Annotated in this window: 15 protein-coding genes and 1 pseudogene; 11 read left to right on the top strand and 5 right to left on the bottom strand. The window is 63.6% G+C overall.

The genetic code is table 11. The annotated features are described in order from the left end of the window. Positions 1-92 precede the first annotated feature (92 nt). Genes rfaD through waaC form a run of 3 tightly spaced genes read left to right on the top strand, consistent with a single transcriptional unit; the run spans position 93 to position 3009 of the window. On the top strand, positions 93-1043 hold the full coding sequence (rfaD, locus tag HB777_03425) for an ADP-glyceromanno-heptose 6-epimerase (protein QND63063.1): 951 nt from the start codon (positions 93-95) through the stop codon (positions 1041-1043). After that, positions 1016-2023: a lipopolysaccharide heptosyltransferase II gene (gene waaF, locus HB777_03420; protein QND63062.1), complete on the top strand. Its 1008-nt coding sequence runs from the start codon at positions 1016-1018 to the stop codon at positions 2021-2023. Before rfaD ends, waaF begins: the two co-directional genes overlap by 28 nt. Next, a complete protein-coding gene (gene waaC, locus HB777_03415; GenBank protein QND63061.1) occupies positions 2020-3009 on the top strand; it encodes a lipopolysaccharide heptosyltransferase I in 990 nt (329 codons plus the stop codon). The genes waaF and waaC overlap by 4 nt, the downstream gene beginning before the upstream one ends. A 250-nt stretch (positions 3010-3259) precedes the next feature. Here waaC and greA read toward each other — a convergent pair whose 3' ends face one another. Continuing rightward, positions 3260-3733, bottom strand: coding sequence for a transcription elongation factor GreA (gene greA / locus HB777_03410; GenBank protein QND63060.1), 474 nt, complete (start codon positions 3731-3733; stop codon positions 3260-3262). Between the two features lie 274 nt (positions 3734-4007). Beyond that, positions 4008-4544 carry a tetratricopeptide repeat protein gene (locus tag HB777_03405; GenBank protein QND63059.1) on the bottom strand — a complete coding sequence of 179 codons (537 nt, stop codon included), beginning with the start codon at positions 4542-4544 and terminating at the stop codon, positions 4008-4010. A 143-nt stretch (positions 4545-4687) separates the two neighbouring features. Between HB777_03405 and HB777_03400 the strand changes: the two genes are divergently transcribed. The 6 genes and pseudogenes from HB777_03400 to HB777_03375 all read left to right on the top strand — a co-directional run bounded on the left by HB777_03400 (position 4688) and on the right by HB777_03375 (position 10098). After that, positions 4688-5113, top strand: coding sequence for a DUF3775 domain-containing protein (locus HB777_03400; protein ID QND63058.1), 426 nt, complete (start codon positions 4688-4690; stop codon positions 5111-5113). A 186-nt stretch (positions 5114-5299) separates the two neighbouring features. After that, positions 5300-6329 (top strand): annotated as a pseudogene (locus HB777_03395) (extensin family protein). Positions 6330-6445: 116 nt separating this feature from the next. Continuing rightward, positions 6446-7249: an extensin gene (locus tag HB777_03390; protein ID QND63057.1), complete on the top strand. Its 804-nt coding sequence runs from the start codon at positions 6446-6448 to the stop codon at positions 7247-7249. A gap of 300 nt (positions 7250-7549) precedes the next feature. Beyond that, positions 7550-8251 carry a hypothetical protein gene (locus HB777_03385; GenBank protein QND63056.1) on the top strand — a complete coding sequence of 234 codons (702 nt, stop codon included), beginning with the start codon at positions 7550-7552 and terminating at the stop codon, positions 8249-8251. A gap of 55 nt (positions 8252-8306) precedes the next feature. Then, positions 8307-8681, top strand: coding sequence for a hypothetical protein (locus tag HB777_03380; protein QND63055.1), 375 nt, complete (start codon positions 8307-8309; stop codon positions 8679-8681). A 106-nt stretch (positions 8682-8787) separates the two neighbouring features. Next, a complete protein-coding gene (locus tag HB777_03375) occupies positions 8788-10098 on the top strand; it encodes an HlyC/CorC family transporter (GenBank protein ID QND63054.1) in 1311 nt (436 codons plus the stop codon). Between the two features lie 27 nt (positions 10099-10125). Here HB777_03375 and HB777_03370 read toward each other — a convergent pair whose 3' ends face one another. Further along, positions 10126-10326 (bottom strand): DUF1127 domain-containing protein, encoded by a 201-nt coding sequence (locus HB777_03370; protein ID QND68636.1) that lies wholly within the window; start codon positions 10324-10326, stop codon positions 10126-10128. A 185-nt stretch (positions 10327-10511) separates the two neighbouring features. On the opposite strand from HB777_03370, the gene HB777_03365 reads away from it, so the two are divergent. Next, positions 10512-12020, top strand: coding sequence for a tetratricopeptide repeat protein (locus tag HB777_03365; GenBank protein QND63053.1), 1509 nt, complete (start codon positions 10512-10514; stop codon positions 12018-12020). A 38-nt stretch (positions 12021-12058) separates the two neighbouring features. Here HB777_03365 and HB777_03360 read toward each other — a convergent pair whose 3' ends face one another. Together HB777_03360 and HB777_03355 are read right to left on the bottom strand one after the other, a co-directional pair. Continuing rightward, complete coding sequence (locus tag HB777_03360; GenBank protein QND63052.1) at positions 12059-12985, bottom strand: DMT family transporter; 927 nt, start codon at positions 12983-12985, stop codon at positions 12059-12061. Between the two features lie 108 nt (positions 12986-13093). Further along, complete coding sequence (locus HB777_03355) at positions 13094-14074, bottom strand: zinc-binding dehydrogenase (GenBank protein QND63051.1); 981 nt, start codon at positions 14072-14074, stop codon at positions 13094-13096. Here HB777_03355 and HB777_03350 point away from each other — a divergent pair. Continuing rightward, positions 14073-14585, top strand: coding sequence for a helix-turn-helix transcriptional regulator (locus tag HB777_03350; protein ID QND68635.1), 513 nt, complete (start codon positions 14073-14075; stop codon positions 14583-14585). The genes HB777_03355 and HB777_03350 overlap by 2 nt on opposite strands. The last annotated feature ends 32 nt before the right edge of the window (positions 14586-14617 follow it).

The raw sequence follows: 14617 nt of genomic DNA, 5'->3' as shown, positions 1-14617 counted from the left end.
GCAAACGGTGGGATGGGGCGACCACCTGCTTTGTCGACAGCCCGGCTGGCCTCCCTTATAAGGACCGGAATCGCAAGCAACCAGAGGCCTTCATGATCATCGTCACGGGCGGCGCCGGCATGATCGGCTCCAACATCGTCGCCGCGCTGAATGCCGAGGGGCACGACGACATACTCGTCGTCGACGACCTCACCGACGGCCACAAGATCACCAATCTCGCCGACTTGCAGATCGCCGACTATCTCGACAAGGACGATTTCTTAGCGCGCATGGAGGCAGGCTCGCTCGGCCGTATCGAGGCCGTCTTCCATCAGGGCGCCTGCTCGACCACCACCGAGTGGAACGGCAAATTCATGATGGAGGTGAATTACGCCTTCTCGAAGCGGCTGCTGCACGCAAGCCAGGCGCTGCGCGTGCCCTTCCTCTACGCCTCTTCGGCTTCCGTCTATGGCGGCGGCTCGGAGTTTCGCGAGGATCCCACGCTGGAGCGGCCGCTCAACGTCTACGCCTATTCCAAGAAGCTGTTCGACGATTATGTCAGGCGCACGGTCTTCGATACCGATCATTCGCAGGTCGCGGGCCTGCGCTATTTCAACGTCTATGGCCCGCGCGAAGCGCACAAGGGCGCCATGGCCTCGGTCGCCTTCCATCTGTTCAACCAGGTCGAACAAGACCAGAACCCGAAACTGTTCGGTGCCTATGACGGCTTCGGGCCTGGCGAACAAAGCCGCGACTTCATCCATGTCGGCGATGTCGCCGACGTCAATCTGTGGCTGTGGAAACGGGGCTCAAGCGGCATCTTCAATTGCGGCACCGGCCGCGCCCAGCCCTTCCGCGCCATCGCCGAAACGGTGATCGACACGCTGGGCAAGGGTGAGATCGAGTTCATCACCTTCCCCGACCATCTCAAGGGCAGCTACCAGAGCTTTACGCAAGCTGATATGTCCCGTTTGCGCGCGGCCGGTTATAATGGCCAATTCCGGACAGTGGAAACCGGTGTCAGAGACTATGTCGAATGGCTGAAAGCCCAACGATCCTCGTGATCGGCCCACGCTGGGTGGGCGACATGGTGATGGCGCAGTGCCTGTTCTCGGCGCTGAAGGAGCTGCATCCCAACGCCGCCATCGATGTGCTGGCGCCCGCCTGGGCCGCACCGCTGGTCAAGCGGATGCCCGAAATCCGCCAGCAGATCGACTTTCCGCTCAAACCTGGCGCGCTCGAATTCACCCATCGCCGCCGCTTCGGCCGCCTGCTGCGCGGCCGCTACGACATGGCTTACATCCTGCCGGGAAGCTGGAAATCGGCGCTGATCCCGTTCTTTGCCCGCATTCCGCGCCGTGTCGGCAATCTGCGCGAGATGCGCTATGGCCTGTTGACCGACATCGTGCCACTGCCCGACAGCGTCAAACGGCGAACCGCGCAGGCCTATTTCGGCCTCGCCCAGGGCGGCAGCTTCCGGGCGCCCCGGCTGAGCGTGGACACGAAAAACCAGGTCGCCCTGCTCGACCGGTTCGGGCTGGCGCCGCAGAAATTCGTCGCACTGATGCCCGGCGCCGAATTCGGCCCAGCCAAGCGCTGGCCGAGCGAAAGCTATGCCGGGCTTGCCCGCGATTTCATGGGCAAAGGGTTGAAAGTCGCGCTGTTCGGCTCGAAGAACGACCGCGACGTGACGGCGGAGATCGCTGCCCTTGCCCCCGGCGTCGTCGACCTCGCCGGGCAGACGCGGCTGGAGGACGCCATCGACCTGATAGCAGCCGCCAGACTGGCAGTGTCCAACGACAGCGGGCTGATGCATGTCGCGGCCGCCGTCGGCACGCCGATCGTGGCCGTCTATGGCTCGACCTCCCCCGAAAACACGCCGCCGCTGGCAGAACACCGGGAACTGGTCTGGCTAGGCCTGTCCTGTTCGCCCTGCCACCAGAAGGTCTGCCCGCTCGGCCACCTCAACTGCCTGAAGACGCTTGAAGTCGGCCAGGTCGCGGCGGCAGCGGACCGGTTGCTTGAAATCCCGGCCGTGGCATGAAGGTGCTGATCGTCAAGACGTCCTCGATGGGCGATGTGATCCACACCTTTCCAGCTGTTGAGGATGCCCGCTTAAATCGACCCGACGTGACCTTCGACTGGTGCGTCGAAGAGGCGTTCGCCGGCATCGTCGCGCTGCACCCGGCCATCGACAGGATCCACACGGTGGCGATCCGGCGCTGGCGCAAGGCGCTGCTCGACGGCGGCACCTGGCGCGAGGCAGCCGCCTTGCGCCGCACCTTGCGCGATTGCCGCTACGACCTGGTCATCGACGCGCAAGGCCTGCTGAAATCGGCTCTGGTGGCAAGACAGGCAGGCGCACCCATTGCCGGCTTCGACCGCTCCAGCGCGCGCGAACCCTCAGCGACGCTGTTCTACGATGTCACCCATGCCGTGCCGCGCAACCTGCACGCCATCGAGCGGACGCGGCGGCTGTTCGGCCTGGCGCTCGGCTATCAGCCCGACCTTTCGACGCTGGACTCCGGCATTGTGCCACCGGCCGGCACTCCGGCCGGCATTTCTGGAAAAACCGCTTTCCTGCTGCACGGCACCAGCCGCGAAGACAAGAAATGGCCTGTCCAGGACTGGATCGAAACCGCCCGCCTGCTGGTTGAGCGTGGAATGACGCCGGTCACCACCTGGTCGAACGAGCGTGAGAAGACCGTGGCCGAAGCGATTGCGGGGGCCGCCCGGTCAACGGTGGTGGTGCCCAAATCGCCGCTGGCCGAGATCGCCGCGTTCCTCGGCCGCTCGACGCTGGTTATCGGCGCCGACACCGGACTGACCCACCTCGCCAGCGCCTTCGGACTGCCGACGGTTGCGGTGTTCCTGGCAACCGAGCCCGGTCTCACCGGTCCGCGCGGGCCTTATGCATCGACGCTTTTGGCAGTGCCCGGGGGGCGTGTTGCGCCAGCGAAGGTAGTGGCGGAAGCAGAGAGGCTGCTAGGACTTCAGCTCGTTGCCAAGGCCCACGCTGGTAAGAATTGAACTCTATCGGAAAGGCTGGCGCTGCCCCTCATCCGCCTGCCGGCACCTTCTCCCCGTATAGTGACGGGGAGAAGAGGGCTGAACGCAAAGTCGGCGCATATCTGCAAACGCTGAACATTGGCGAAATCATCGGTGGCAGCGTCCTTCTCCCCGTCACTATACGGGGAGAAGTGCCCGGCAGGGCGATGAGGGGCGGCGCCAACCTTAGCTTGAAAGCAGATCAGCGCAGATCCGCGCGCCCTCAAAGGCCCTAGATAAACTGCACCTGGACGATCTCATACCCCCTGGCACCGCCCGGCGCGTTGACCTCGATGGCATCGCCGACTTCCTTGCCGATGAGTGCACGCGCGATCGGCGAGGAGATCGAGATGCGGCCTGACTTCACGTCCGCCTCCTGGTCGCCGACGATCCGGTAGGTCTTCTTTTCCTCGGTGTCCTCGTCGACCAGCACCACGGTGGCGCCGAACTTGATCTTGTCGCCGCTGAGCTTGCTGACGTCGATCACCTCGGCGCGCGCGATATAATCTTCAAGCTCGTTGACGCGGCCCTCGTTGAGGCTCTGCGCCTCCTTGGCGGCATGGTACTCGGCATTTTCGGACAGGTCGCCATGCGAGCGCGCTTCGGAGATCGCCTCGATGATGCGCGGCCGCTCTTCCTGCTGGCGCCAGCGCAGTTCTTCCTTCAATGACGCGAACCCCTCGCCTGTCATCGGGACCTTGTTCATGATGCCTGACCTTTCCTGCTGCCACCCCCGCGTTTCGGGGAAAGCCTTGTCGATGGGTACAAAAAGAAAACGGTCCGGCAGCCTCGGGCTAACGGAACCGTTTCACCGCAATTTCCCTGAATATAGCAATCTTCGCGGGTTTTTCACGTCCAAAAATCGGTTTTGTAAAAATCATCCCCGCTTTCATCAGTCGGGAGCGGCTAATAAGTCTGAGGCGTAACAAAAAAGCGGCCGCGATCACTCGCGGCCGCTCCGAAGACCCCTGGGGGGCCTTTCAACTCCTCATGAAATGGTCGATCTGCTCGGCCAGCATGCCGTATTCGCGCGAACCCTTGCCGGTCCGCTTCTCGATCTCTGTCAACTGCTGCTGGGCGCCGGCCAGATCGCCGATCTGCAGATGCGCTTCGCCGAGATATTCGCGCACCAGCGTGTAGTTGGGGTCGATGCGCAGCGCTTCCTCGTAATAGCCGAGGCCGACGGTGACGCGGCCGGAATGGCGGTGCGAATAGCCGAGATAGTTGAGGATGCGCGGATCCTGCTTGTTGGCGGCGAGGCTGAGCACGGCAATCGCCTCGTCATAACGCCCGGCCATCGCCAGCGCGTGGCCTGCATCATAGATGCTGTCGTCGTCCAGCATGCCTTCCTGGGGTGCGACACACTTTTTCTTCTTCTTGTCCCAGACTTCGCCCTTCTTGCACTGGGTGACGGTCTGGTCGCTGCCGCCGCCACTGCCGGCGGCGAACGTCGGGACGGCGAAGAACTGCAGCGCGACCAGCGCGGTTGCAGCCTGGATCAGCATTCTTTTATGCATCGAAGCCTCCTGGAGGGTTGAGAATGCAATACTAACGCCTGATGCCAGCCGTTTCATCCCGGAAAAAAGGCGCGCGGCGAAGATAGCGTGACGGACGCTGCAAATTCGCTATCATCCGGCAAACGACCTGACGGAGACGGCCCGTGCAGCGGCGGCTTGAAAAGGATTGGGAACTTTCGATCGGCCCCGACACCGTGCGCCTGTTCATCCTCAAGGCCAAGGCGCTGAGCGCGGCCGTCAACGAAGACTATGCCGACGGCGCCGAGCACGAGGTCGAGCTCGACGGCGAGTCCCATGTCAACCATCACCATGACGGCCTTGCCGAGGAAAGCTCCGAGAACCTTACCGAAGAAGAGCTGCGCGAGCTGATCAACGACCTCAATGTCGATGAAGCAGCCGAACTGATCGCGCTGGCCTGGGTCGGTCGCGGCGACTACGACGCCGCCGAATGGGTGGACGCGCTTGCCGCGGCGCGCGACCGTGCCAACAAGCGCACGGCAAAATACCTGCTCGGCATGCCGCTCCTTGCCGATTGGCTGGAGGAGGGTCTGGAAGCGATCGGCGCGTGACGACGCGGTTACCGTTCGTGATACGGCCAAGGCAACCTCCTTGCGTCGGCGCCGTTGAGGGCCATGGGGTCGATTGTCTTTTCCCGAACATGCAGGATCGCATTGCTCATGGCCGTCACGGCTTTGCTGGTGATGCCGGCCGAGGCCAGACAGCGCCATCGGCATCACAAGCCGTCGACACCGCGGGTGGAGCAGCCTCTGACACCGCGAGTCGACCAGCCCCTGAAACCGCGGGGCGCAAAGCGCCTGAAACCGCGACGCCACCGGCAGGTCTCACCCAGCCAGACACAGCAGAAAACACAGAGATCCCCAGCCCTCGCCTGCCGATCTTCCGGTGCCCAGGTCCGGTATTCCGGTGCCCGAGCCACGCCCGGAAGGTCTAAAGGCCGATGCTGCAAAGACGGATGGTCCGAAGACCACCGGAGCACCCGAAGAAAAATCTCATCAGGAAAAGCAGGCACGCCCCGAGCCGTCGGCCCCAGAGCCGTCAGCCGGGGAAAGCGAGCCCGAGCCGCCCGCCTTTGTGCCAACACCGACACCAAAACCTGACATCGCGGAGCCCGAGGCTCAGCCGCCGGCCGTTGGCCCGCAGCCGCCGCAAAAGCCGACCGACGCAGGCGACGAGAAGATGCTGCCCGATCCGCGCTCGGCCGACCGGCCCGATGAGAAGATGCCCGCCGGGGAAGTCGCCTGCCGCGAACGGCTGAAGTCGCTCGGCGTCGAATTCGAGGAGCACAAGGCGGAAAGCAACGCCGAAATCGGCTGTTCGATCCCCTATCCCCTGGTGCTGAAGACACTCGGCAAGTCGATTGCGATTGCCCCGGGCACCGAACTCAACTGCCCGATGGCCGAGGCGGCGGCCCGTTTTGCAGCCGATGTCATCCAGCCGGCGGCGAAAGCCGAATTCGGTGCGGACCTGAAATCGATCGGCCAGGCATCGGCCTTTGTCTGCCGGCCGCGTCACGGCACACGAAAATTGTCGGAGCACGCCTTTGGCAACGCGCTCGACATCGCCAGCTTCACGCTGTCGGACGGCAAGAAGATCGAGGTCGGCCCTGCACCGCCCGAGAAGGACGGCAAATTCCTCAACGCCGTGCGCAAGGCCGCCTGCGGACCCTTCAAGACCGTGCTCGGACCAGGCGCCGACGCCGATCATTCCCTGCATTTCCATCTCGATCTCGAACCGCGCCGGCATGGCGGAACGTTCTGCCATTGAACGTGGTTGGCCGAGATCGCTTGCCGCAATTCGGCCGCAGGCGTGAACGCGGTCACTGAGTTTTCCTTTACCCTTGATCGTTAAAATGCCGGATATCCGTCAAAGGGATTCCGCCAATGGCCGGCAAATTTCGCGCCGTCTTTCTCGCCACCGCGCGCCAATCGAAACATGCAACGATGGCGGCCGCCGGACTTACGCTGGCCGCTGTCTCCGCCTGCAACACCGGCAGCGTGCTGTCGCTGCAGCCGGCCGTCGACGTCGGCTCGCAGACGGCTGCGGTGCCGCAATATGAGGGCATGCAGAAGCTCGTGCCGTCCAATCCCTACATGACCGCCGCTTATCCGCGCATGGACGAGCCGATGTCCGAACCCGAGCAGATGCCGGCCAGCGAGACCGACTGCCGCAGCGAGTTGAAGCGCCTTGGGGTCGTCTACACCGATGTCCAGCCTATCCATGAAGGCCAGTGCGGCATCGATTATCCCGTCAAGGTCTCGGCCATCGGCAGCATCCAGATGAAGCCCGCAGCGACGCTGACCTGCGACATGGCCGCCACCTTCGCCGGCTGGACGAAGAACGAGCTCGTTCCCTCCGCCCGCTGGCGCTATTTCTCCGGCGTCAAGACCATCCACCAAGGCTCCAGCTATTCCTGCCGCAACATTGCCGGCGAAGGCGTGCTGTCGGAGCACGGCAAGGGCAATGCGCTCGACGTCATGAGCATCGAGCTCAACAATGGCGACGACATCGATGTGCGCAAGCCCGGCCTGTTCGCCTTCCGCACCCGCGGCTTCCTCAACAATGTACGCGCCGATGGCTGCCAGTATTTCACCACCGTGCTCGGCCCCGGCTACAATTACGACCACCGCAACCATTTCCATTTCGACATCAAGAACCGCAAGAACGGTTATCGCGCCTGCCGCTGAATTATGGCATCGTGGATGTTGGAGATTGGCGGAACGCTCTTCGTCATCCTAGGGCGGAGCAGTCGCGAAGCGACGTCGCGTAGACCCTAGGATCCATGCCGTGACCTGTGAGCAGTGCGACGGTGCGATGCTGTCCGAGATGCGTACGCCACCTCTCAGGCAGTGCAGCTCGTTCTGAACCGCTGTATTCTTCGGCCGATGTCGCGGCATGGATCCTAGGGTCTGCGCCACGTCGCTTCGCTCCTTGCTCCGCCCTAGGATGACGAAGGCATGGTGACCCCACCACGATATAGGGAGCAGATGACCAACCGAAGCCTCAGGCGCCGCGCGACGATCTGGCTGGCCGCTATTGTGGGCGCCTATCTGGCGCTGGCCTATTTCGCCGCACCGGAATTCTGGACGTTTCACGACCGCGGCTTTCGCAAGCAGAGCTTCGAGATGGTGACGCACACGCCGCAAGGCATTCCGGGCGACCCCATCAATGTCGGCCTTGTCGGTACGCAGAAGGAGGTTGTCCATGCATTCGCCGTCGCCGGCTGGGACACCGCCGACGCCGTGACCCTGAAGACCGCGATCGAGATCGGTGAAAGCGTGCTGTTCGACCATCCCTATCCAGATGCGCCGGTCAGCCGGCTGTTGTTCGACGGCCGCGCCCAGGATCTCGCCTTCGAAAAGCCGGAGGGCCGCAGCGCCGATCGCCGGCATCATGTCCGCTTCTGGCAGACCGGTGCGACCGGCGATGACGGCCGGCCGCTGTGGCTGGGCTCAGCCAGCTTCGACCGCGGCGTCGGCCTCAGCCACGACACCGGCGCCGTCACCCATCATATCGGCCCCGACATCGACGCCGAGCGCGATTTTCTGATGCGCGATCTGGCGACCGCCGGTGTGTTGATCTCGACCAGCGATCTTTCCGGCGTCGGAGCCACCAGCACCGGGCGCAATGGTGGCGGCGATCCCTACTTCACCGACGGCGAGGCGATTGTCGGCATACTCAAACAGTAGGTCGCGCGGACCTTGCAAGCTGAGACAGTCCGGCGGTTTCAAAAGGGAGGTTCTGATGTTCGACGTGGAAAGTGTGGTGAATAGTTACTGCAGGGCCTGGTTCGACCCGGAACCTGAAGAGCGTCGCCGGCTGTTGTTCGCCTCATTCGAACCGGACGGCACATACATCGATCCGACGGTGCATATCTCCGGAGCCGAGGCGCTGCTCCATCACATCGACCAGGTCGTGAAAGCCCGTCCCGGCTTCTGGCTGGAACGGACAACCCTGGTCGATATCCATCATGATTTCCTGCGTTCTGGCTGGGTGCCGAGAGGCGACAACGGATTTCGAGGCGCCGACAGCATGGACACCTGCCGCGTTTCCGAGCAGGGGAAGCTATCACTGGTCGTCGGTTTTTTCGGACCCTTCACAACAATGCCAAATCCCTGACGGTTCCCTTACGCCTTGGGATGCCGCGCGAGCGAAATACCGGTCATTTCTCAAAAAACACGCCGGACTATTTTCGAAGACCGCGCGGCAATGCTATTGACCGCTCATGCTATACGTCGAAATCGCTATCGTGGTCGTCCTCATCTGCGTGAACGGCCTTTTGTCGATGTCCGAGCTCGCCATCGTCTCGTCGCGCCCGGCCCGGCTGAAAGCGATGATCGACCGCGGCATCAACGGCGCCGGCCGCGCGCTTGATCTTGGCTCAAATCCCGGCAAGTTCCTCTCCTCGGTGCAGATCGGCATCACCCTGGTCGGCGTGTTGTCGGGCGCCTTTTCCGGCGCCACGCTCGGCGAGCGGCTGGCGCAGTTCCTGGCCTCGACCGGCATCCGTGAGACCGTCGCCGATCCGCTCGGCGTCGGCATCGTCGTCGCCATCATCACCTATTTCTCGCTGATCGTCGGCGAGCTGGTGCCCAAGCAGATCGCCTTGCGTGATCCTGAAAGGGTCGCCGCCAGGGTCGCTCCGGCAATGACCATCCTCGCCACCGTCTCGGCGCCGCTGGTCTTCCTGCTCGACTTTTCTGGCCGCGCCATTCTGTGGCTGCTCGGTCAGCGCGGCGAAAGCGAGGAGAAGGTCACCGACGAGGAGATCAAGATGCTGGTCGCCGAGGCCGAGCATCACGGCACCATCGAATCCGACGAGCGGCGCATGATCGCCGGCGTCATGCGGCTTGGCGACCGCGCCGTGCGCGCGGTGATGACGCCGCGCACCGAGGTCGACTGGATCAATCTGCAATCCGACGAGAGCGCCATCCGCAAGCTTTTGATGGAAACCCAGCATTCGCGCCTGCCGGCCGGCGACGGCGGCGTCGATGTCATGGTCGGCGTCGTCCAGACGCGCGACGTGCTGGCAGCATTGCTTGCCGGCCGCGTGCTCGATCCGCGCAGGCATGTGCGCGCTGCCCCCATCGTCTACGATCAGGCTGATGCGCTCGATGTGCTGCAGAAGCTCAAGGAATCCGACGTGCCGATGGCGCTGGTGCATGACGAATACGGCCATTTCGAAGGCATCGTCACCCCGGCCGACATTTTGGAAGCCATCACCGGTGTGTTCCGCGCGGACACCGACGCCGGCGACGAGGAGAACGCGGTCAAGCGCGAGGACGGCTCATGGCTGCTCGCCGGCTACATGCAGGCCGACGAAATGGCCGACATTCTCGGCATCGACCTGCCGGAAAATCGCGACTACGAGACCGTCGCCGGCTATGTGCTGGCGCATATGCACCATCTGCCGGCGACTGGCGAATGCGTCGACGCGCAAGGCTGGCGCTTCGAGGTGGTCGATCTCGACGGCCGCCGCATCGACAAGCTGATCGCCACCCGCCTGCCCGGCGCTCACCGCGAGGCGGTGCGCTGACGGTTATCGCGATGTGCGGCATTCGCTCTATCGTTCCCAGAAGGACTTGGCGATCTCTCCCTCGACCTGCTGTATCGTCAGGCCGATATCGTCGATCAAATGCGGATTGTCCTTCGACATTTGCCTGAGTTGCCAGCGAAAGCGTATCCGCTCGCGCCAGGTCCGATCGTGCCAGGTCGCGACAATGCTTCGCAGGGTCGTCAGGAGCCGCCGCGACGCCGGCCGCACGGGCGTTCCCGGCCGCGCTGCACAATGCAGGGAAGAGGCGAGGGTATTGGTCATAGCAACCTCCATATGGTTTTGAGGGCGCGGGGGCTCTCGATGAGGTTGAATTCTGCGCGAAACGGCCGGCGCCGTAATTAAGCCCTCCCAAATAGTTCTCAAAACTTCCAAACCGGCTATAGATGCGCGCTATGCAGGGATCGCGTTTTGCCTTTGGTCCGTTCGTGCTTGATCCGGGTGCGGGAACGCTGCTTCGGAACGATGTGCCCGTTGCCATTGGCTATCGCGGGCTAAGTCTGCTTGCAGCGCTCGTCGGGCGGCCCGGCGAAATCCTCGGCAAGGCCGAGTTGATGGACGCGGCGTGGCCGGGCATGGCCGTCGAGGAAGGCAACCTCACCGTCCAGATCGCACAGTTGCGTAAGTTGCTTGGCCCAGCCGACGAGAGCGGCGAATGGATATCCACCGTTCCGCGCGTCGGCTACCGCTTCACGGGGGCCGTCGAACAGCTCGCTGACGCGAAGCGAAAACCATTGCCGCTGCCCGACAAACCATCGATTGCCGTGCTGCCCTTCGTCAATTTCAGCAACGATCCCGAGCAGGACTCCTTCGCCGACGGGTTGACCGAAGACCTGATCACCGACCTGTCCAGAATCTCCGGCCTGTTCGTCATCGCGCGCAACTCGACCTTTGCCTACAAGGGAAAGGCGATGGACGTTCGCGAGATCGCCGGGGATCTCGGCGTGCGCTACCTGCTGGAGGGTAGCGCACGACGTGCCGCGGGGCGCGTGCGCATCAACGCACAGTTGGTCGACGCGGTAAGTGGCGAGCATCTATGGGCGGAACGCTTCGATCGCGGCCTGGAAGATATCTTTGCCGTTCAGGACGAGGTGACGGCCAAGATCGTGGAGGCGTTGCTCGGCCGGCTGCGCGCGCCGCCGCCGCGCAATCGGCCCAAAAATCTCGAGGCTTACGATCTCTGCGTGCAGGCGCGCAAGCTGATCGAAGGTTCGCCGCAGACGGCGCGGGAAGCGCATCTGATGCTTACGCGCGCGGTTGCACTCGATCCGGAATACGCCGAGGCCTATCGCTGGCTTGCCATGAACCACTGGATGGGATGGGTGCATTGGGGCGAACCCATTGAGTCCAACCGTAGCGTTGCCTTGGAGTTGGCGCGCAAAGCCGTGGCGATCGATCCCAACGATGCTGGCTGCCACTGGGTGCTGGCCAACCTGCTTGCCTATGAACGCAGATTCGCCGAAGCGGATGCGGAATTTACCAAGGCGTTCGAACTCGACCCGAACGAGGCCGACGCCTGGGCGACATTGTCCGACATAGCGGTCTTGGCCGGGCGGGTCGAGGAGGGCCTTGAGCATATTCGCAAGGCGTTCCGGCTGAACCCGTTTCCGCCAAGCTGGTACTATCTGATGCTCGGTCAGGCGCAATACGCGGCGCGCGAATACGAAGCCGCCGTCGAGACACTGCGCCGGGAAGAGACCTATCGCACAAGCTCACGCCGTTTCCTGGCGGCAAGCCTTGCCCAACTGGGCCGGCTCGACGAGGCGCGCGCAGAGGTCGAAATGTTCCTCGTCTCCAACCCGCATTTCACAACCCATCACTGGGCGACGACCGAGCCATTCCGCGACGCCGCTACGCTCGAGCATTTCGTTGATGGTTTTCGCAAGGCCGGTCTTCCCGAGTGACGCGCAGACGTGATCCCAGCATCACATAGCGCCGCTCCCTAAACCGCCACCTCGATTGGCTCGGCAAGTCTGGGATTTGCCCGCGCGGCGATCAGGCAGCCGGCGACGATCAGGCATGCTCCGGTCAGCGTGGTCCAGGTCGCCTCCTCGCCGAAGAAGAACCAGCCAAGCGCGACTGCCCAGATGAAGGCCGAGTATTCGGTCGGGATCAGATATTGCGCTTCGGCGCGGGCGTAGGACCAGCTCATCAGGAATTGGCCGGCAAGCGACAGCACCGTCACCCCGGCCAAAGGAAGCCAAAGATCGGTCGGCAGGGCAACGGCAAGCCAAGGCGCCGCGAGGCCGAGGATGATGGCAACGCAGAGGTTCTGGAACAACATGATCTCGATCGGCTTGGCCAACTGCGCCTGTTGCCGGGCGAGGATCAGATTGTAGCCGTAGAACACTGTCGATACGAGCACCGCTGCGGTGCCGAGCATGGCATCTTGCGAGTAGCTTGCCTGCCCGAACTGGCCGGCCATGATGATCGCGACGCCGGCGATGCCGGCCAACGATGCCCAGACGGCCTGCCGCCGGATTCGTTCGCCCAGCAGCAGCGCGGCGAGGAAGAGCGCAAACAAGGGCGCCACGAAGCTGAGCCCGATCGCCTCCGCGAGCGGCAGCCTGGCCAGGCCCCAAAAGAAGGATATCAGGACGACGCCGACAATAGCGGCACGCAGCGCATGCAGCCTCAGCACCGGAAAGGTTGGCTTTGAGCGCGGTCCCGCCGACCAGGCCGCGCCTGCAACCACGGTCGCGACCATGCTGCGCCACAGCAAGGTGTTGTAGACGCCGACCGCAATGACCAGGGTCTTCATCGCCGCATCCATCCCCGACAGCAGGAAGATCGCCAGCGCGCATACGAGCACCGGGATCATCGGGGAAACGGCTCCGGTCAGGCTGGATGTCTTCACGGCTTCACTCATGTGTCGGATGGCAGCCGGATATATCAGGGCAAAGGGCGGGACCAGATGGCAGCCCCGGCGATGTAGCAGTCCAACCCCGATCGGCGCGTCTCCGCCGCTATCGCGATATTAGGGTATCAACACCACCTTCCCGGTCGAGCCGCGCTCCTCCAGCAGGCGGTGCGCCTCGCTAGCCCTGTCGAGCGGGAGGCGGCCGCCGATCGTGACCTGCAGACGGCCGCTCGCCGCCAACTGGAACAGTTCGGACAGGCTGGCCTTCAGCACGTCCGGGGACAGCAGCGGCAGCAGCGCGAAACCTCTCAGCGACTGGTTGCGGCCGATCATCGCCTCCAGATCGGAAGCCGCTAGCGCATAACGGCCGAGCGCCGCGAATACCAGTTCGCCGCCAGGCGCCAGAGCCTGCAGCGACGCAGCCGTCAGCGCGCCGCCGACTGTGTCGTAGATGATGTCGACGCCCTTCCCGTCCGTGACGTCGCGGACGCGGGCGGGCCAATCCGGATTGGTGTAGTCGACCGTGGCATCGGCGCCGAGCGACAGAGCAAGATCGAGCTTGGCCTTGCCGCCGGCGGCCGCGACCACCTGGCGAGCGCCCTTCAGCCTGGCCAGTTGGACAAGCAACGATCCCACGCCGCCCGACGCGGCCGGCACCAGCACCGCCTTGTCTTCCGGCGGGCTTTGCCGGAGCAGATGAAGGGCCGTCAGTCCCTGCACCATCAACGCGGTCGCATCCTCGAATGGCAGCGCATCCGGCAGCGGCACGGCGAGATCGGCTGACATCGTCACCTGCTCCGCATAGCCGCTGTGAGGACGTTGCGACATGAACAGCGGCGCGGCGACACGGCGCCCCAGAAATTGTGCATCGACGCCTTGCCCGACGGCCTCGACGACGCCCGCTGCCTCGACGCCCAGGATCATGGGGAGCTGCGGCGTCACCGCGTAGCGGTCAGCGCGCATCAGCACTTCGAAGAAGTTGATCCCGGCGGCTTGCACCCGGATCAGCACCTCGCCGGCCTGCGGCGCCGGTGTCGGCAGATCGACCACCTCCAGCACGTCGGGACCGCCGAAGCGGCTGAGTTGAATGGCTTTCATGGCAAACTCCGATCGCTCTGGTATCAGCAGCGGTTTGCCACTATCTGCGGAGCCTCGGCTACACACTCATTTGTCCCCTGCTGACCAGGAGGTGACCATGCCCAATCCCAAGAGAATGCCCATCAAGAGGCTGCCGATGCTGCCGGCGGAACGGGCGCTGAAAGTGATCGCGGGGCGCTGGAAGGCGGTCATCCTCTACCACCTCTTCGATGGCCCCCGGCGGCTGTCGGCACTTAAGGCGATGATGCCTGGCATCACCCAGAAAGTGCTGATCCAGCAACTGCGCGAAATGGAAGAGCACGGTCTCGTCAGCCGCGAGATCTTCGCCGAAGTGCCTTCGCGCGTCGAGTATTCGGCAACAGGTCTCGGCCTCAGCCTCGAGCCGATCCTACTGGCGCTCTGCCAATGGGGCCAGCACCATGCCGATGAGTTGAACGAGATGGACCGCCTCGCCGACTGCATCATCCGGCCGAGGCAGGCACAACACGACGCCATGGCTTCCCCCAATTGAAAAGGGCGGCGCAAGCGCCGCCCCATATCCTT

It is taken from the genome of Mesorhizobium loti (genome assembly GCA_014189435.1).
Classification (GTDB): Bacteria; Pseudomonadota; Alphaproteobacteria; order Rhizobiales; family Rhizobiaceae; genus Mesorhizobium; species Mesorhizobium loti_G.
This window is presented reverse-complemented; position numbering and strand designations above follow the sequence as displayed.

Coding starts and splice junctions, on each gene's coding strand:
- rfaD (QND63063.1), top strand. CDS start 93: ATGATCATCGTCACGGGCGGCGCCGGCATGATCGGCTCCAACATCGTC.
- waaF (QND63062.1), top strand. CDS start 1,016: ATGGCTGAAAGCCCAACGATCCTCGTGATCGGCCCACGCTGGGTGGGC.
- waaC (QND63061.1), top strand. CDS start 2,020: ATGAAGGTGCTGATCGTCAAGACGTCCTCGATGGGCGATGTGATCCAC.
- greA (QND63060.1), bottom strand. CDS start 3,733: ATGAACAAGGTCCCGATGACAGGCGAGGGGTTCGCGTCATTGAAGGAA.
- HB777_03405 (QND63059.1), bottom strand. CDS start 4,544: ATGCATAAAAGAATGCTGATCCAGGCTGCAACCGCGCTGGTCGCGCTG.
- HB777_03390 (QND63057.1), top strand. CDS start 6,446: ATGGCCGGCAAATTTCGCGCCGTCTTTCTCGCCACCGCGCGCCAATCG.
- HB777_03385 (QND63056.1), top strand. CDS start 7,550: ATGACCAACCGAAGCCTCAGGCGCCGCGCGACGATCTGGCTGGCCGCT.
- HB777_03380 (QND63055.1), top strand. CDS start 8,307: ATGTTCGACGTGGAAAGTGTGGTGAATAGTTACTGCAGGGCCTGGTTC.
- HB777_03375 (QND63054.1), top strand. CDS start 8,788: ATGCTATACGTCGAAATCGCTATCGTGGTCGTCCTCATCTGCGTGAAC.
- HB777_03365 (QND63053.1), top strand. CDS start 10,512: ATGCAGGGATCGCGTTTTGCCTTTGGTCCGTTCGTGCTTGATCCGGGT.
- HB777_03360 (QND63052.1), bottom strand. CDS start 12,985: ATGAGTGAAGCCGTGAAGACATCCAGCCTGACCGGAGCCGTTTCCCCG.
- HB777_03350 (QND68635.1), top strand. CDS start 14,073: ATGGCAAACTCCGATCGCTCTGGTATCAGCAGCGGTTTGCCACTATCT.
- HB777_03355 (QND63051.1), bottom strand. CDS start 14,074: ATGAAAGCCATTCAACTCAGCCGCTTCGGCGGTCCCGACGTGCTGGAG.